Raw genomic sequence first — 17,034 nt, 5'->3', positions numbered from 1 at the left:
TGTGTGAATACTTACAGTTTACCCCAATGAAACGCTATGAGTTTTTTTGTTGCACTATATTTTACAATTTATCAATTGAAAAAGGTGAACCAAATGAACACGATGCTCATGTATTTTTAGATAGCTTATCCTCTAAATTTGATGTAGATTCAACGTTTAATAAAATTAAATCTATTGTTGAAGAAAGTTTGGCTTCATCTGATTTTTCAAGGATATTAAAGATTTGTAACTTAAAAAAAGAAATAATTGATTATAGAGGAAACACGCAAATAACTTCAAAGTTTAAAGAAAAAGCTTTAAGTCGTATAGCCTTGGATTCTGAACTATCTATATTATTAAGAACAAAATATTTTAGTGAATTTGTAACTCTACTTAAATAATAAAAATACTTGATTTTTATATTAATTTCTAGATATAGACACTAAATAAACCCTTACAAGATATGTTAATCTAACCTTCAAAAATTCCCTTTAGCAGCATTCCTAAGCACAGCATTTTTCGAATAGTATAAGTGAGCCCCTCTGGTCTTTTCAAAGGGTGCTCCTTAGTATTTAATAACTTAAAAGTATTTACTTTTAATAACTTTAGAGTTATAATAAATTCGAAAAGAGGCTGCTTTGTGCACACTATATATTTTTATAAGGACAAACAAGGGAATCAACCGGTCTTGGACTACATGAGGGAGCTAGCTCGTCACGATTGCAAGGACAGCCGGATCAAACTTAATAAGCTCAACGACTATATCGAGCTTTTGAGCCAGCAAGGGACACGTGCTGGCCAACCCTACATCAAGCATTTGGATGCGGAGATCTGGGAGTTGAGACCTTTGCGGGATCGGATTTTATTCGTTGCTTGGCTAGATGGGAGCTTTGTCTTACTGCATCATTTTGTCAAAAAGACGCAAAAGACACCCAGACGAGAGATCGAGAAAGCCAAGCGGGAGTTGCAAGATTTGAAGGAAAGAGGGCTAAGAGATGAAGAATAGTGCCATCGGCAGCAATTGGAAAGATGTGAGAGCAGAGCTCTTCACCAAGGAAGAAATCCTGGAAAGTGATCTGCGAGTCGCGATTATGACAGAGCTGATCGAAGCTCGGCATGAAAAGGGTATTAGCCAAAAGAAGCTAGAAGAACTCAGTGGGGTCAGCCAACCGGTCATCGCTCGGATGGAGACAGGAAAGACAAGTCCTCAATTGGACACTGTCTTGAAAGTCTTAGCCAGTCTGGGCAAGACCCTCGCTGTCGTCCCACTGGAACAAGAAAAGGTTTAAAAGAAATCAGAAAGAATTACTATGGAAACAACACAAACCTCCCAGTCGCTCTACCAAGCCCTGTGGAACTCAGCGGATGTGCTCCGCTCTAAGATGGATGCCAATGACTATAAGTCCTATCTCTTGGGGATGATCTTTTACAAGTACCTCTCAGATAAATTGCTCTTCTTCGTGGCGGAGACCATGGAGGAGGAGACAGAGAGCTTAGATGAAGCCTTGGCGCTTTATCGAACCTACTATGAGGATCCAGACTCTCAAGAGGATCTCATCACTGTTATCACCGATGAGCTCAACTATGTCATCAAGCCAGACTTAACCTTTACGGCCTTGGTAGACCGGGTCAATGAAGGGACTTTCCAGCTAGAAGATCTAGCTCAGGGCTTCCGAGACATCGAGCAAAGTGATGACCTCTATGAAAATCTCTTTGAGGATATTGATCTCTACTCCAAAAAGCTAGGGGCGACACCTCAAAAGCAAAACCAGCTAGTGGCTGCGGTTATGAAAGAGCTGGCTGTGCTAGATGTGGCAGGTCATGCGGGTGACATGCTTGGGGATGCTTATGAGTACTTGATCGGTCAGTTTGCGACCGACTCTGGTAAGAAGGCAGGAGAGTTCTATACGCCCCAGCCTGTAGCCAAGCTCATGACCCAGATTGCCTTTTTAGGGCGTGAAGACGAGCAGGGATTTACCATCTACGATGCCACCATGGGATCAGGCTCGCTCTTGCTCAATGCCAAGAAATTTTCTCACCAGCCTCAAACCGTCCAGTACTTTGGTCAGGAGCTCAATACCTCTACCTATAACCTGGCTCGGATGAACATGATCCTACACGGGGTCCCGGTGGAAAACCAGTTCTTGCATAATGCCGATACCTTGGATGAAGACTGGCCGACCCAAGAGCCGACCAACTTTGATGGGGTCCTCATGAACCCACCCTACTCAGCTAAGTGGTCTGCAAGCTCCGGCTTCCTCCAAGATCCTCGCTTCTCCCCATTTGGCAAGCTTGCGCCTCAGTCCAAGGCGGACTTTGCCTTTCTCTTGCATGGTTACTACCATCTCAAGCAGGACAAGGGGGTCATGGCCATCGTCCTTCCTCACGGGGTCCTTTTCCGTGGCAATGCGGAAGGAACCATTCGCAAGGCCTTGCTAGAAGAAGGGGCCATTGATACGGTGATCGGTCTACCTGCCAATATCTTCTTCAATACTAGCATCCCAACGACGGTCATCATTCTCAAAAAGAACAGGACCAATCGAGACGTTTACTTTATCGATGCCTCTAAAGAATTTGATAAGGGCAAGAACCAGAACATCATGACGGATGCCCATATCGAGAAGATCCTCCAGGCCTATAAGAGTAGAGAGGATATAGATAAGTTCGCCCATCTGGCTAGCTTTGAGGAGATCGTCGAGAATGACTACAACCTCAATATCCCGCGTTATGTGGATACCTTTGAGGAAGAAGAGGTAGAGCCACTGACAGATATCGTGGCCAAGATCAACCAAACCAACGCGACCATTGAGACTCAGACAGCTTCTCTTTTAGATATGCTCAGCCAGCTTCATGGAACAACACCAGAAGCCGATGCTGAACTCAAGAAATTTGTCGAGGAGTTTAAGGGGTAAGTCTTAATAATATTTAACAGAAAATTCCCTCCTTAGTTTTCTAAGGAGGGTTTTCTGTCGAGTTATTTTTCTTGCTTCTTTTATAAAAGAGTGTATAATGATGTAATATAAAATGTTACAACGAATAACAAAACCGACAAGGAGACACCTATGACCTACGCCTATAATAGCAAGATTTACCTGGCAGAAGTTGCGCTAAATGTGAAGGATTTGGCGCGCCAGACCGCTTTTTACACCCAAATGTTGGGCTTGGAGATGTTGTCTCAGACGGAGGAGGAAGTCCTTCTTGGGGCTGGTGGTAAGCCCTTGGTTCATCTCATCCAAACGGATCGGACCGAAGCCGTTAAAGGGAGCTATGGTCTCTACCACATGGCTATTCTCCTACCTAGTCGGGAGGACTTGGCGGATGTCTTCAAACATATGGCTGAGCTGAAGGTTCCCTTTGTGGGGGCTGCAGACCATGGCTACAGTGAAGCTCTCTATCTTGAAGATCCAGAGGGCAATGGCATTGAGCTCTACCGGGATAAGCCAGTGGCGGAGTGGGATATCCGTGAGGATGGCCGTATCATCGGCGTGACGGAGGAGCTCTCTGCCCAAGAGATCTATGAAATGGGGCGTAAGGTGGAGCCCTTCCAGATAGCGTCAGCTACCCGTATGGGACATATCCACCTCTCCGTGAGAGATAGTCGATTGGCGTCCGCCTTTTACCAAAAGGTGCTGGAATTATTGAATAAGTTTACTGTTCCATCTGCCAGCTGGATCGCTTCTGGAGTCTACCACCATCAATTGGCAGTCAATGAATGGGCCGGCAAGCACTTGGTCAAACGGGAAGCCCAGCTTCCTGGCCTTGCCTATTACGTCGTCCACGTAGAAAAGAAAGAAGACTTGGTTGCCATCGCCGAGAGAGCAAAAGAGCAGGAGGTAGCTGTCACCTGGCTGACCTCAAGTGAGCTCGCGTTTACAGATCCGGATGGGATCGTGACTCGAGTCAGAAAGCTATAGAAAGCTCGATAAATTAGGCTTTTTGAGAGAAAAAAATAAATAGTAAAAATTAGTGATATTTCAAGTTGTAATTCTTGACATTACATCTGAGCCGTGTATAATAGTTTTTGTAATAAATAGTCTTACAACAGAAAGAAGAAACAGCTATGAATAACATTTTATTTATCGTCGGATCCCTTCGTCAAGGATCTTTTAACCACCAAATGGCTCAGAAAGCAGAAAGCCTTCTTGAAGGAAAAGCAACTGTGACTTACTTAGACTACAAGGACATCCCTATGATGAACCAAGATTTGGAAACACCGACTTTGCCAGCAGTGCAAGCAGCGCGTGATGCGGTCCTTGTTGCGGATGCCATCTGGATCTTCTCACCAGTCTACAACTTTGCCATTCCAGGTGTAGTGAAAAACCTGATCGACTGGCTTAGCCGTGCCCTTGACCTGTCAGAAACTCGTGGTCCATCTGCCCTTCAAGACAAGATCGTAACTGTCTCTTCAGTCGCTAATGCAGGACACGAGCCAATGTTTGCGGCTTACCAAGCGCTCTTACCATTCGTTCGTACCCAAGTAGTGGGAGAATTCACAGGAACAACCGTTAACCCAGAAGCCTGGGCAACAGGTGAATTGGTCTTAACAGACGAAGCCATCGCAAGATTGGAAAAACAAGTCCAAGCCTTATTGGAAGCATAAGAAAAGAGAGTGGGACAGAAATCGATAATTCGTTAGAATTCGATTTCGTCGTCCCACCTCCGCACAGTTGAGTAGGGCTGTAAAAGCTGATGAAATCAACGTAGTAGAGCCCATTCAACCACTGCGTCTTGCTCGACAATCCAAAGACAATTAAGAGGCTGGGACTTTTGTTCCAGCCTCTTAGAAAGTGGGCAAACTACTTTTTGCATAGACTATCTAGATGATTCATTAAAATAATGACTTTTATTTTTAGTCATTTAAGTAGAACAAAAACTTTCCGCTGTGAGAAAAGTGCCTGAAACGTAATTGTTTCAGGCACTCGGGAGTTTTGGAACCTTAGGTCCAAAACTAAGTCATGGAACTTCTACGAAGTTCGCTGACGTCCGTACTCACCTAAGGAAATTTTTTTAGAGGATTAAATCTTCAAATTTAGCTGAGACAGAAGTCTCAGCTTTTTTAGATACTAAACAATTGTCCGAAGAGATAGGTAACACCCATAGTCAGTAGTCCGATGACCAAGTTACGGATCATGGCTTGCTTGGTTGGTGCTTTTCCCAGCTTGGCACTGGTGTAGCCGGTAAAGAGAAGGGAAAGGGCCACAATGATCACCGTTGCTGGGATCCGGATTTCTTTTGGCAAGAGGATGATCGACAGCATAGGTGGAAGAGAGCCGAGGACAAAGGCAACAAAGCTCGAGATGGCCGCATGCCAAGGATTGGTAAACTCTTCAAACTCCAGTCCATACTTTTCTTCCACCAAGGCCTTGAGGGGATGTTTGAGAAAGGCCCGCTCGGTCATGATTTGAGCAGCCGTTTCGCATTCCCCATTTTGGAGATAGGCCGCATAGAGGGAGTCGCGGGCAGCTTTTGGATCACGGTCCAGAAGGGCTTGCTCCCGACTCACAGCGGCTTCTTCTGTATCCTTTTGGGTCGATACAGACACGTATTCACCACCCGCCATAGAGAAGGCACCAGCCAGAATGGCAGAGAGGCCAGATAGGAAGATGATCCAGAGGTTGCTGGTCGCACTGGCAACCCCAATGACAACTCCAGCGATTGAGATAATGCCATCATTGGCACCGAGGACTCCAGCCCGTAAGATATTTAAGCGGTCATTAAATGAGGCATCAACCCCATGTTTGGTTTCAGTCATACTTGTCTCCTAACTTCTTATTTAGAATGATTATAATTAAATATCTATCAGTTTGCAAGTCTTTTGTCCCAAATGATAAAAGTCCGACAATTTAAGAAAGGGTCATGGATGGTAGAAGTTCTATCTCATATTAAAAAATATACTGCTAGCAGAAGGAACTAAGATATTATAATGCTTTGACATTCGAAATAATTTTAGATATAATTTACAAAAGCAAAAATATTTATAGGAGAGAACAATGAAAAAATTAGTCGCAAGCGGTATTACCCTCCTCTCGGTCTTTACCTTGGTCGCATGTTCGGGAAATCAAACTGCAAAACCAAAGGCTTCTTCAGAGAAGTCTTCAAGTAAGGTGGAGAAATCTTCTTCTAAGAAGTCTTCCTCATCTAAGAAGAAATCATCTTCATCAAAGAAATTTGAATTGACGGATGATACAAGTAGTTCTTCCAGCCAGTCTTCATCAGGCTCAGGCACTCAAGCAACAGCTCCAGAAGTTGTTTTGGTAACAGACCAAGAAATTGAAAATGCGAAAACAATCGGTGAAATCAAGGCGCTTTATGCAAAACTCGCTGAAACTTATAAGAAATATGCCAATGAATTGGGAGAAAAGTTGCCAAAATCTGAGCAAGATGACTACTTCAAGTCCTTGGAACCTGGTATCAAAAAGATGGATGAAGAGTTGGCTTCTTTGAATGAAACACTGGCTCAATTTGGAGATGATACAACGCTTTTCCCAGAAGAGCACCGTGCAGCCTTCATTGAGTCCTTCAAAGCAACCCGTGATACGATGACAAATGCTTTGGTAACTGCTTATAAGCTGGTCGGAGGTTTGACTAGCTAAAGCTCCTATCTTCTCTGTGGGAACCTAATTTCTGCAGCTTTAGATAGGATCAAGATCGAAATAAACAAAAGAGAGTGGGACAGAAATCGGTCATTCGTTTGAATTCGATTTCGTCGTCCCACCTCCGCACAGTTGAGTAGGGCTGTAAAAGCTGATGAAATCAGCGTAGTAGAGCCCACTCAACCACTGCGTCTTGCTCGACTATCCAAAGAAAATTGAGAGGCTAGGACTTTTGTCCCAGCTTTTTTTGCTTTCTATCTGAGCTAGTCTTTTAGGGGCAGTCGTGCTATAATCGTACTAGCAGATTATTGAAGGAGAAATTCATGAATCAAACAGTTGAATATCTAAAAGAGCTCACAGCCATCGCATCACCGACAGGCTTTACGGAAGAAGTAGCAGCTTACTTGGTCAAGACTTTGACAGACATGGGCTACAGCCCTGTTCGGACAGCTAAGGGAGGCGTAACCGTTGTCCTCAAGGGTGAGAATGACGAGCAACACCGCTACATCACGGCCCATGTGGATACTTTGGGAGCAATTGTCCGTGCTGTGAAACCAGATGGCCGTCTCAAGCTGGATCGCATCGGTGGCTTCCCTTGGAACATGATTGAAGGGGAAAACTGTACGGTCCATGTGGCCAATACTGGTAAGACCCACTCGGGTACCATCCTTGTCCACCAAACCTCTTGCCACGTCTACAAGGATGCGGGAACTGTAGAGCGGACCCAGGACAATATGGAAGTGCGCTTGGATGAAAAAGTGACCTCTGAAAAAGAAACTCGTGACTTAGGGATTGAGGTGGGAGACTTTATCAGCTTTGATGCTCGGACCATCGTCACAGATACGGGCTTTATCAAGTCTCGTCACTTGGATGACAAGGTCAGCGCTGCCATCTTGCTTAATCTCCTTCGCGTCTACAAGGAAGAAGGCGTGACCCTTCCAGTAACGACTCACTTTGCCTTTTCAGTCTTTGAAGAGGTAGGCCATGGGGCTAACTCCAGCATCCCAGCTCAAGCGGTCGAATATTTGGCAGTCGATATGGGGGCTATGGGAGATGACCAGCAGACAGACGAGTACACGGTTTCTATCTGTGTCAAAGATGCTTCTGGTCCATACCACTATGGTTTTCGCCAACACTTGGTGGCCTTGGCCAAGGAGCAAAACATCCCTTACAAACTGGACATCTATCCTTTCTATGGCTCGGATGCCTCTGCAGCCATGAGCGCAGGTGCAGAAGTCAAGCATGGTCTTCTCGGAGCAGGAATCGAGTCTAGCCACTCCTATGAGCGGACCCACGTGGATTCTGTGGTGGCAACAGAGCGTATGGTCGATGCCTATCTCAAGAGTGACTTGGTCAAATAAGCTTCGTTTTCAAGGTTAAAACATAGGATTGAATCTGCCTGGTCGAGTTGACTGGGTAGATTTTTTAGGATAAACTGTCAAAAAATTCTTGACAAGCCAAAAAAATGTAGTAAAATATGTAGTAAATCAGAAAGTAACTAGTCTAAGATTTTCAGGGAGCCTGCGGGTATTGTGAGCAGGTAGTCGGAGTTAGTGAACATTGGGCTGATTGTTTAAAGTAGGAGAGGATAACACATATTCTTCTCGGTAGGCACCCCTTATCGTGCGACTCCTTGTTAGAGGAGATAGAGATAATGGTCGCTTTCTACCCTTTTGACCATTAACTGAGGTGGTACCGTGTTAAACCTGATTTAATGCCCTCACAGAGTGTTACTCTGTGAGGTTTTTTGTATTCTGTTGAAGTTGGTCAGCTTGATAACTTCGAAGAGGATTGGAAGTGATTGGTTCAGGACTTGCATCGCTTCGCCCCTAGGAAAAGAAAGGAATTCCTATGAAAAAAATTTTACCAGCTGATACCTTAACCCCCATTCTAGCTTACATGCGTGTCCAGGGAGACCATAAGGTCATCCTTGAGTCGATCCCGCGTGAGAAGGAGAATGCCCGCTTTTCTATCGTGGCCTACAATCCAGTATTTGAGGTGACCTACCAGGATGGTATCCTGTATGAGAATGGCAAGGTGCTGGAGCAAGATCCTTTTGACTACCTCCACCAGGTAACGGTCAAGGGACTGACGTCTGATCTTCCTTTCGCCGGTGGGGCTATCGGTTTTGCGGGCTACGATATGATCGGAGTCTATGAGGAGATTGGATCTATTCCTCAGGATACCATCGGGACGCCAGATATGCATTTCTTCATCTACGAGTCCTATTTGATTTTTGACCACAAGAAGGAAAAAGTCTATGTGGTGGAGGACAATATCTACTCTGGTCGAAGCAATGATGCGGTTCGCCAATCACTGGGGCAAGTGGTGACCGATCTGCAAACCCAAGCGCCCAACGAGTTCACTCCTCAGGCCTTGCAGGCCCTGCACTTCACCAATCATATCGAGAAGGAAGTCTTTATGGAAATGGTGGAGAAGGCCAAGAAACTGATCCGTGAAGGTGATATGTTCCAATGTGTCCTCAGTCAACGCTTCTCAGCAGATTTTGAAGGTGATCCCTTGGATTATTACCGGAATTTGCGCGTGACCAACCCATCCAACTATCTCTATTTCTATGACTTTGGTCACTACCAGATCATTGGAGCCAGTCCTGAAAGTCTGGTATCGGTGAAGAAGGGAGAGGTGACCACCAATCCGATCGCCGGAACTCGACCTCGTGGAGCGACGGAAGAAGAGGACCAAGCCCTGGCTCATGAACTCCTTCACGATATCAAGGAAACAGCCGAGCACCGCATGCTGGTGGATCTTGGCCGCAATGATATCGGGAAAATCGCTCAAAACGGGACGGTCGAAGTGACCAAGTATATGGAAGTAGAATATTTCCGCTATGTTATGCACCTGACCAGTGTGGTCAAGGGGCAACTCCTGCCACACCTAACAGCTCTCGATGCCTTGAAAGCGACACTACCAGCGGGAACAGTCTCTGGGGCTCCTAAGATTCGGGCCATGCGTCGGATCTATGAATTGGAACAGGAAAAACGTGGCGTCTATGCGGGAGCTATTGGTTACCTCTCAGCGACAGGGGATATGGACTTCGCCATTGCCATCCGGACCATGATCCTCAAGAATCAAAAGGCCTACGTCCAAGCAGGAGCAGGGATTGTCTACGACAGTGTTCCAGAGAATGAATTTTACGAAACGATTAACAAGGCAAAATCGATGACAAGAATAGGAGATGTTCAATGATTTTATTAGTGGATAATTACGATTCCTTCACCTATAATTTGGCCCAATACTTGGGAACTTTTACAGAGGTAGAGGTCTTGCGAAATGATGATGAGCGCTTGTATGAGCAAGCGGAAGAGGCAGATGCCCTCGTCTTCTCTCCAGGTCCAGGCTGGCCAGCAGATGCTGGGAAAATGGAAGCCATGATCAAGGACTTTGCAGGTAAGAAACCTATGTTGGGGATTTGCTTAGGCCACCAAGCCCTAGCTGAGACCTTTGGTGGCAAGTTGCGCCTGGCTAAGAATGTCATGCATGGCAAACAAAGTCAGATTACCTTTGAAACACCATCTCCCATTTTCAAGGACATTGAAAATGATGTGCCCATCATGCGTTACCATTCTATCGTCGTTGACCAAATGCCAGAAGAATTTGAGGTCACGGCCATTACCACGGACGACCAAGAAATCATGGCCATCCAACACAAGAGCCTGCCCATCTACGGACTTCAGTATCATCCTGAGAGTATCGGCAGTCCAGATGGTCTAAAAATGATCGAAAATTTTGTGAAGCTGGTCCTAGACTAGACCAGCAGTTCCAAGCAACTAAAATTTCTATTGAAACGTGTAGAAAAGACAAGAGGAAACCCTTATGAAAGAACTATTCTTACAAATCTCTAATCGCCAAGACTTGACGCAAGAGCAGGTCCAAGAAGTCTTTGATCAAATCTTGCAAAACCAACTATCAGAGAGTCAAATCGCTGCCTTTTTGATGGGACTCAAAACCAAGGGAGAAACAGCAGACGAAATTACCGGAATTGTACGTGCCTTAAAGGCCCATGCGACGGTATTGTCAGAGACCTTCTCAGATGCCATGTGTAACTGTGGGACTGGCGGTGATCAATCCTATAGCTTTAACATTTCGACGACTGTTTGCTTCGTTTTGGCTGCTGGAGGGATCCGCATGGCCAAGGCCGGCAATCGCTCTGTTTCTTCTAAGTCAGGCTCTGCAGATGTCCTTGAAGCGCTGGGCATCAACGTGGCTGCCTCGCCAGAGACCCTCTCTAAAGCCTTGGACGAGGTTGGCTTGGCCTTTATCTTTGCGCAAACCATGCATCCGGCTATGCGCTTCATTGGCCCTGCTCGTCAAGCGATGGGGATTCCAACCATTATGAACCTGGTCGGTCCACTGGCCAATCCACTGGATCTTGAAACCCAACTCATGGGGCTCTATCGTGTTGAGTTGCAAGAGATTGTCGCGCGTGCCATCCAGCAACTGGGACGCAAACGTGCCGTCGTCATCACTGGTCCTGACAATATGGACGAAGCAGCTCTATATGGAACCAATACCTATACCCTCCTAGAAGACGGCAAAATCAGCCAGCATACCTTTACCTATGAAGATCTGGGGATGGACAAGGTGGAGCTGTCTGAAATAACTGGTGGCGATGCCAAGGAAAATGCAGAAATTCTCCTCAGTGTCTTGAAGAATGAAGCCAGCCCTTATCTGGAAACGACAGTTCTCAATGCTGGTCTTGGTTTCTATGCCAATGGAAAAGTGGCAAGCATCAAAGAAGGTGTGGAGCTTGCGCGTCAATTGATTGCGGATGGTTCTGCCCTTGCTAAATTGCAACACTTACAAGAGGTTCAAGTATGAGTAAAGCCTTTCTACCGACGATCCTAGAACAAAAAGAAAAAGAAGTGGCGCAAATGGTCATGGAAGACCTACAGCCTCTTCGTCAGACCTACAGCCTCTATGATTTTCTCAAGAGCCATCAAGAGCACTTGCAGATCATTGCTGAGGTGAAGAAAGCCAGCCCTAGTATGGGGGATATTAACTTGGATGTGGATATTGTCGCCCAAGCCAAGACCTATGAAGAAAACGGGGCAGCCATGATCTCAGTCCTGACGGACCAAGTCTTTTTCAAGGGAGATCTAGACTACCTTGGTGAGATTTCTTCCCAGGTGTCAATTCCAACCTTGGCTAAGGACTTTATCATCGATGAGAAGCAAATCGTTCGCTCTCGCAATGCCGGAGCGACGGTCATTCTCTTGATTGTCGCATCTCTGCCCGAAGCCCGGCTCAAAGAACTCTACGACTTTGCGACGGGGCTCGGTTTGGAAGTGCTTATAGAGACCCATAACTTACCTGAGCTCGAAATCGCCCATCGGATCGGGGCTGACATCATTGGGGTCAACAACCGGAACCTGGTCACTTTTGAAACGGATCTGAATACCAGTCTTGAATTGTCCACGCATTTCAAAGACCAGCCAGTTTATATATCGGAGTCCGCTATTTTTGATGGGGAAGATGCGGCTCTTGTCGCTCCCTACTTTAATGGGATCTTGGTAGGGACTGCCCTCATGACAGCAGGAGATGTAGCAGAAAAGGTCAAGGAGTTACAAATTGACAAAGGTTAAAATATGCGGCCTGTCTACAGTGGAAGCCGTGGAGACAGCTGTCCTAGCAGGAGCAGACTATATCGGCTTTGTATTCGCTAAGAGCAAGCGACAAGTCAGTCTGGAGCAAGCCCACGAATTGGCGAGACTGGTGACTGGCAAGACCAGAATCGTCGGAGTCTTTGTCTCACCAAGTCTAGAGGACTTGGAGCAAGCCATTGCTCAGGTTCCCTTAGACATTGTTCAGATTCATGGAACGTTTGATGAAGCTCAGATTCCAAATATTTCAGTTCCCGTCATTCGCGCGATCCAGCTCAGAGATGGGGAAGCCCAAGTGTCAAGCCAGGCCGATTATCTGCTCTTTGATGCTCCAGTAGCTGGGAGTGGGCAAACCTTTGATTGGGACTTGCTGAAAGATCAGAAGATCCGGCAGGACTTCTTTATTGCAGGGGGCTTGACAGTGAATAATGTCCGCCAAGCTCGAGAGACCTTTCGGCCCTATGCCCTGGATGTCTCTTCAGGGGTCGAAACAGACGGACGCAAAGATATAGAAAAGATAAAAGCATTTATAGAAGGAGCGAAAGCATGAACTATCAACTACCGGATGAAAAAGGGTTTTATGGAAAATTTGGGGGCCAGTTTGTCCCAGAAACCCTGATGACAGCCGTGATCGAACTGGATAAGGCGTACAGAGAAGCCAAAGCAGATCCAAGCTTTCAGGCGGAATTGGATGACTTGCTCAAGAATTATGTCGGTCGGGAGACTCCACTTTACCACGCCAAAAGTCTCTCCAAGCACATCGGTGGAGCACAAATCTACCTGAAACGGGAAGACCTCAACCATACAGGGGCCCACAAGATTAACAATGCCCTTGGTCAGGTCTTGCTGGCTAAACGGATGGGCAAGAAGAAAATCATCGCGGAGACAGGGGCTGGTCAACACGGAGTGGCAACAGCGACGGCAGCAGCACTCTTTGAGATGGAGTGTACCATCTACATGGGGGAAGAAGATGTCAAACGCCAAGCCCTCAATGTCTTTCGGATGGAGCTCTTGGGAGCAAAAGTCCATAGTGTGACAGACGGATCGCGCGTGCTGAAAGATGCGGTCAATGCAGCCCTTCGTGCATGGGTAGCTGGGATTGATGATACCCACTACATCATGGGATCAGCCCTTGGACCAGCTCCCTTCCCAGAGATTGTCCGAGATTTTCAATCCGTGATTGGTAAGGAAGCCAAACGTCAGTTTGCTGAAGTCTCGGGTGGAAAACTTCCTGATGCGGTCCTAGCCTGTATCGGTGGGGGCTCCAATGCCATTGGCATGTTCTACCCATTCGTAGAAGACGAATCTGTAGCCATGTACGGAGCAGAAGCCTCTGGTCTTGGTTTGGTTACGGACAAACACGCGGCAACCTTTGCCAAAGGTCGTCCAGGAATCCTTCACGGAGCCTTGATGGAAGTGCTTCAAGATGCCCATGGACAGATCATGGAGGCTTTCTCTATCTCTGCTGGATTAGATTATCCTGGTGTGGGGCCAGAGCATTGCTATTTTAATGAAATTGGGCGGGCTACTTATGATTCCATCACGGATGAAGAAGCCCTCGAAGGATTTAAGTTGCTCTCTCGTTTGGAGGGGATCATTCCAGCATTGGAGTCCAGTCATGCTATCGCTCTAGCGCAAAAAGTCGCAGCAAAAATGGCTCCGGACCAAACGCTCATCGTCTGCCTATCTGGTCGTGGAGACAAGGATGTCATGCAGGTGAAAGAACGGTTTGAAGCAGAAGGGAAGTAGAGATGACCAAAACACTAACTCAGCATTTACAAGCTATTAAAGACAGCAAGCGTGGAATTTTCGTCCCTTACATTATGGCAGGCGATCATGAGCGTGGACTGGACGGTCTCTTTGATACTATTCAGCTCTTAGAAGAAAGTGGAGCATCGGCTATTGAAGTGGGGATTCCCTGGTCGGACCCTGTAGCGGATGGGCCAGTCATCGAGATGGCTGGGCAACGTAGTTTGGCCAAGGGAGTGACCTTAACCGCTATTGTAAAAAAACTCCAAGAACAAGAGACCAAGATTCCCCTGGTCATTATGACCTATATCAATCCAGTCTACCAATATGGGATTGAAGCCTTTATAAAAGAATTGGCTTCTACCTCCGTCAAAGGGTTAATTATTCCCGATCTGCCAAATGAGCATGCCGATATGATAGCGCCTTACTTGGAAGGGAGTGATATTGCCCTTGTACCCCTGGTCAGCTTGACCACAGGCATCGAACGCCAAAAGGCCTTGATCCAAGAAGCAGAAGGCTTTATCTATGCGGTAGCCATCAATGGAGTTACTGGGAAAATGGGCAACTACCGGGACGACTTGGATCAGCACTTGGCGACCTTGAGAGACTTGGCCACTATTCCAGTTCTGACAGGATTTGGAGTCTCCACCCAAGAAGATATCCAACGCTTTAATCAGGTATCGGATGGTGTCATCGTAGGTTCGAAAATTGTTCGGGACCTTCATGAGGGCAAAACCAGCGATGTTAAGGCCTTTGTAGACTATGGTTCACACTTTAATAAATGCTAAGGATAAGAAAAATTACAAAATTTAATAAATTTTCAGAAAATTACTTCTCTTCTGAAAATCTTTGTGGTATAATCTTAAGACAACCTTAAAAATTTATTAGGAGTAAACAATGAAAAAAAGAAATGTCATTGCTCTTGCAGGAGTAGCTCTTCTTTCAGCAGGTATTCTTGCAGCATGTTCTGGTGGTTCTAAATCATCAAGCTCAAGCTCAAAATCAAGTGAAGCAGGTCAAAAATTCTCTTACGTCTATGAGACTGAACCTGAAAACTTGAACTACATCACATCTGGTAAAGCTGCAACCCACGAAATCACAGGAAACTTGATCGATGGTTTGTTTGAAAACGACAAGTATGGAAATTTGATTCCTTCGCTTGCTAAAGATTGGACAGTTTCAGAAGATGGCTTGACTTATACTTACAAACTTCGTGATGATGCCAAATGGTATGATTCAGAAGGGGAAGAGTATGCGGATGTGACAGCAGATGACTTCGTTGCAGGGATCAAGTATGCCGCTGACCACAAGTCTGAAATGCTCTACATCATTCAAAACTCTATCAAGGGCTTGAATGATTATGTTGAAGGTAAGACTTCAGACTTCAAAAATGTAGGCATTAAAGCAGTTGATGATCATACCCTTCAAATCACTTTGAACCAGGCAGAGCCTTTCTGGAATTCTAAGTTGACTCTTGGGATCACTTTCCCAATCAATCAGAAATTCGTTGAATCAAAAGGGGATAAATTTGCCCAAGCAAGTGACACTAGCTCACTTCTTTACAATGGTCCATACATCTTGAAGAGCTTCACTTCTAAATCATCTATCGAGATGAGCAAGAATGAAAACTACTGGGATAAGGATAATGTTCACATCACAGACGTTAAGCTCGAATACTATGATGGACAAGACCAAAGTAAATTGGCGAACTCATTTGAGGACAACGCTCTTAGCCTTGCTAAATTGTTCCCAACTGGACCTGGATTTACAGACCAAGCTAAGAAGTTTAAAGATGAAATCATCTACACTCCTCAAGATGCCAGCACCTTCGTTATCGGTGTGAATATCGACCGTCAGTCATACAAGTACACTTCAAAAACAACAGATGAAGAAAAATCATCTACTAAGAAAGCTCTTTTGAACAAAGACTTCCGTCAATCAATCAGCTTTGCCTTTGACCGTGAAGCCTATGCTGCCCAAGCAAATGGTAAAGATGGAGCAAGCAAACTGATCCGTAACTTGTACATCCCACCTACATTCGTTCAAGCAGATGGTAAGACCTTCGGTGAGATGGTTAAATCTGAGTTGGTGACTTATGGAGACGAGTGGAAAGATGCAAATCTTGACGATGGTCAAAATGGTCTTTACAACGCAAAACAAGCCAAAGAAGAGTTTGCCAAAGCGAAATCTGCACTTGAAGCAGATGGCGTGAAATTCCCAATCCACTTGGATATGCCAGTAGACCAAACGACTCAATCTAAGGTTCAACGTGCTCAATCCTTCAAACAATCAGTTGAAAGTACGCTTGGAAAAGAAAACGTCGTTGTCGATATCCATATGGTATCAAAAGAAGACCTCTTGAACGTAACCCTCTTTGCTGCTAAAGCAGAAGACGAAGACTGGGATATCTCAGATAACGTTGGATGGAGCCCTGACTATCAAGACCCATCAACTTACCTTGATATCTTGAAAGCATCTTCTGGTGAAAACACTCGTACCTTCCTTGGATTTGACCCAAGCGAAAACAATGAGGCAGCTAAGAAAGTTGGCTTGTACGACTTTGAGAAGATGGTAACAGAAGCAGGAGCTGAAACACAAGACCTTAACAAACGTTATGAGAAATATGCGGCAGCTCAAGCTTGGTTGACAGATAGTGCTTTGGTCATCCCAACCACTTCTAAGACTGGTCGTCCATTCTTGACTCGTGTTGTACCATTCTCAGCACCATTTGGCTGGACCGGTGGTAAAGGGAAAGACAACGTTGTCTACAAAGGTATGGAACTTCAAGATAAGGCTGTAAAAACCGAAGACTACAACAAAGCTCTTGAAAAATGGAAGAAAGAGCAAGCAGAGTCTAACCAAAAAGCTCAAGAAGAATTAAAAGATCATGTGAAATAAACATCTTTTGATCGAGGCAAATTTGCCTCGATTTTTTTCTTGTTTAGAATTTGCTATAAAAGCGCTTACATAGTATAATAGTTGTATTGATTACAAAATAGTGAGGTCTCTTTTATGAAAGATAAATTGTAAAATATAGTGCAACAAAAAAACTCATAGCGTTTCATTGGGGTAAACTGTAAGTATTCACACAA

16 protein-coding genes and 1 pseudogene are annotated in these 17,034 nt (G+C 45.4%); 16 read left to right on the top strand and 1 reads right to left on the bottom strand.

What is annotated here, in order from left to right; translation table 11 throughout:
* From K1J10_RS08270 to K1J10_RS08245, 6 genes and pseudogenes are all read left to right on the top strand, one after another.
* A pseudogene (locus tag K1J10_RS08270) lies at positions 1-380 on the top strand (hypothetical protein); the annotation flags it as partial.
* A gap of 239 nt (positions 381-619) precedes the next feature.
* Positions 620-985: a type II toxin-antitoxin system RelE/ParE family toxin gene (locus tag K1J10_RS08265; RefSeq protein ID WP_223356712.1), complete on the top strand. Its 366-nt coding sequence runs from the start codon at positions 620-622 to the stop codon at positions 983-985.
* Complete coding sequence (locus tag K1J10_RS08260) at positions 975-1,268, top strand: helix-turn-helix domain-containing protein (protein WP_021144391.1); 294 nt, start codon at positions 975-977, stop codon at positions 1,266-1,268. The genes K1J10_RS08265 and K1J10_RS08260 overlap by 11 nt, the downstream gene beginning before the upstream one ends.
* A gap of 21 nt (positions 1,269-1,289) precedes the next feature.
* Positions 1,290-2,891, top strand: coding sequence for a type I restriction-modification system subunit M (locus K1J10_RS08255; protein WP_223356709.1), 1,602 nt, complete (start codon positions 1,290-1,292; stop codon positions 2,889-2,891).
* Between the two features lie 150 nt (positions 2,892-3,041).
* The gene (locus K1J10_RS08250; RefSeq protein WP_223356707.1) at positions 3,042-3,893 is read left to right on the top strand and encodes a VOC family protein; all 852 of its coding nucleotides are present in this window, start codon (positions 3,042-3,044) and stop codon (positions 3,891-3,893) included.
* Between the two features lie 146 nt (positions 3,894-4,039).
* Positions 4,040-4,579 carry an NADPH-dependent FMN reductase gene (locus tag K1J10_RS08245; RefSeq protein WP_223356705.1) on the top strand — a complete coding sequence of 180 codons (540 nt, stop codon included), beginning with the start codon at positions 4,040-4,042 and terminating at the stop codon, positions 4,577-4,579.
* Between the two features lie 456 nt (positions 4,580-5,035).
* On the opposite strand, the gene K1J10_RS08240 is transcribed toward K1J10_RS08245, so the two are convergent.
* Positions 5,036-5,731 carry a VIT1/CCC1 transporter family protein gene (locus tag K1J10_RS08240; protein ID WP_223356702.1) on the bottom strand — a complete coding sequence of 232 codons (696 nt, stop codon included), beginning with the start codon at positions 5,729-5,731 and terminating at the stop codon, positions 5,036-5,038.
* A 238-nt stretch (positions 5,732-5,969) separates the two neighbouring features.
* Between K1J10_RS08240 and K1J10_RS08235 the strand changes: the two genes are divergently transcribed.
* The 10 genes from K1J10_RS08235 (at position 5,970) to K1J10_RS08190 (ending at position 16,840) form a co-directional block, all read left to right on the top strand.
* Entirely contained in the window at positions 5,970-6,572 is a 603-nt protein-coding gene (locus K1J10_RS08235; RefSeq protein ID WP_223356699.1) for a hypothetical protein, read from the top strand.
* A 323-nt stretch (positions 6,573-6,895) separates the two neighbouring features.
* Positions 6,896-7,933: a M42 family metallopeptidase gene (locus K1J10_RS08230; RefSeq protein WP_048714849.1), complete on the top strand. Its 1,038-nt coding sequence runs from the start codon at positions 6,896-6,898 to the stop codon at positions 7,931-7,933.
* A gap of 490 nt (positions 7,934-8,423) precedes the next feature.
* Positions 8,424-9,779: an anthranilate synthase component I gene (gene trpE / locus K1J10_RS08225; RefSeq protein ID WP_223356697.1), complete on the top strand. Its 1,356-nt coding sequence runs from the start codon at positions 8,424-8,426 to the stop codon at positions 9,777-9,779.
* Positions 9,776-10,342 (top strand): aminodeoxychorismate/anthranilate synthase component II, encoded by a 567-nt coding sequence (locus K1J10_RS08220; protein ID WP_006595988.1) that lies wholly within the window; start codon positions 9,776-9,778, stop codon positions 10,340-10,342. Before trpE ends, K1J10_RS08220 begins: the two co-directional genes overlap by 4 nt.
* A gap of 64 nt (positions 10,343-10,406) precedes the next feature.
* Positions 10,407-11,411, top strand: coding sequence for an anthranilate phosphoribosyltransferase (trpD, locus tag K1J10_RS08215; RefSeq protein WP_223356695.1), 1,005 nt, complete (start codon positions 10,407-10,409; stop codon positions 11,409-11,411).
* Complete coding sequence (gene trpC, locus K1J10_RS08210; protein WP_223356692.1) at positions 11,408-12,175, top strand: indole-3-glycerol phosphate synthase TrpC; 768 nt, start codon at positions 11,408-11,410, stop codon at positions 12,173-12,175. Before trpD ends, trpC begins: the two co-directional genes overlap by 4 nt.
* Positions 12,162-12,743, top strand: coding sequence for a phosphoribosylanthranilate isomerase (locus K1J10_RS08205; protein WP_223356690.1), 582 nt, complete (start codon positions 12,162-12,164; stop codon positions 12,741-12,743). The genes trpC and K1J10_RS08205 overlap by 14 nt, the downstream gene beginning before the upstream one ends.
* Positions 12,740-13,942: a tryptophan synthase subunit beta gene (trpB, locus tag K1J10_RS08200; protein ID WP_223356688.1), complete on the top strand. Its 1,203-nt coding sequence runs from the start codon at positions 12,740-12,742 to the stop codon at positions 13,940-13,942. The genes K1J10_RS08205 and trpB overlap by 4 nt, the downstream gene beginning before the upstream one ends.
* A 2-nt stretch (positions 13,943-13,944) precedes the next feature.
* A complete protein-coding gene (gene trpA / locus K1J10_RS08195; RefSeq protein ID WP_223356687.1) occupies positions 13,945-14,730 on the top strand; it encodes a tryptophan synthase subunit alpha in 786 nt (261 codons plus the stop codon).
* 109 nt (positions 14,731-14,839) lie between these two features.
* Positions 14,840-16,840 (top strand): peptide ABC transporter substrate-binding protein, encoded by a 2,001-nt coding sequence (locus tag K1J10_RS08190; RefSeq protein WP_154857786.1) that lies wholly within the window; start codon positions 14,840-14,842, stop codon positions 16,838-16,840.
* Positions 16,841-17,034 lie beyond the last annotated feature (194 nt).

The sequence above is a fragment of the Streptococcus australis genome (assembly GCF_019930045.1).
Taxonomy (GTDB): Bacteria; Bacillota; Bacilli; order Lactobacillales; family Streptococcaceae; genus Streptococcus; species Streptococcus australis_D.
This window is presented reverse-complemented; position numbering and strand designations above follow the sequence as displayed.

Coding starts and splice junctions, on each gene's coding strand:
- K1J10_RS08260 (WP_021144391.1), top strand. CDS start 975: ATGAAGAATAGTGCCATCGGCAGCAATTGGAAAGATGTGAGAGCAGAG.
- K1J10_RS08255 (WP_223356709.1), top strand. CDS start 1,290: ATGGAAACAACACAAACCTCCCAGTCGCTCTACCAAGCCCTGTGGAAC.
- K1J10_RS08250 (WP_223356707.1), top strand. CDS start 3,042: ATGACCTACGCCTATAATAGCAAGATTTACCTGGCAGAAGTTGCGCTA.
- K1J10_RS08245 (WP_223356705.1), top strand. CDS start 4,040: ATGAATAACATTTTATTTATCGTCGGATCCCTTCGTCAAGGATCTTTT.
- K1J10_RS08240 (WP_223356702.1), bottom strand. CDS start 5,731: ATGACTGAAACCAAACATGGGGTTGATGCCTCATTTAATGACCGCTTA.
- K1J10_RS08235 (WP_223356699.1), top strand. CDS start 5,970: ATGAAAAAATTAGTCGCAAGCGGTATTACCCTCCTCTCGGTCTTTACC.
- K1J10_RS08230 (WP_048714849.1), top strand. CDS start 6,896: ATGAATCAAACAGTTGAATATCTAAAAGAGCTCACAGCCATCGCATCA.
- trpE (WP_223356697.1), top strand. CDS start 8,424: ATGAAAAAAATTTTACCAGCTGATACCTTAACCCCCATTCTAGCTTAC.
- K1J10_RS08220 (WP_006595988.1), top strand. CDS start 9,776: ATGATTTTATTAGTGGATAATTACGATTCCTTCACCTATAATTTGGCC.
- trpD (WP_223356695.1), top strand. CDS start 10,407: ATGAAAGAACTATTCTTACAAATCTCTAATCGCCAAGACTTGACGCAA.
- trpC (WP_223356692.1), top strand. CDS start 11,408: ATGAGTAAAGCCTTTCTACCGACGATCCTAGAACAAAAAGAAAAAGAA.
- trpB (WP_223356688.1), top strand. CDS start 12,740: ATGAACTATCAACTACCGGATGAAAAAGGGTTTTATGGAAAATTTGGG.
- trpA (WP_223356687.1), top strand. CDS start 13,945: ATGACCAAAACACTAACTCAGCATTTACAAGCTATTAAAGACAGCAAG.
- K1J10_RS08190 (WP_154857786.1), top strand. CDS start 14,840: ATGAAAAAAAGAAATGTCATTGCTCTTGCAGGAGTAGCTCTTCTTTCA.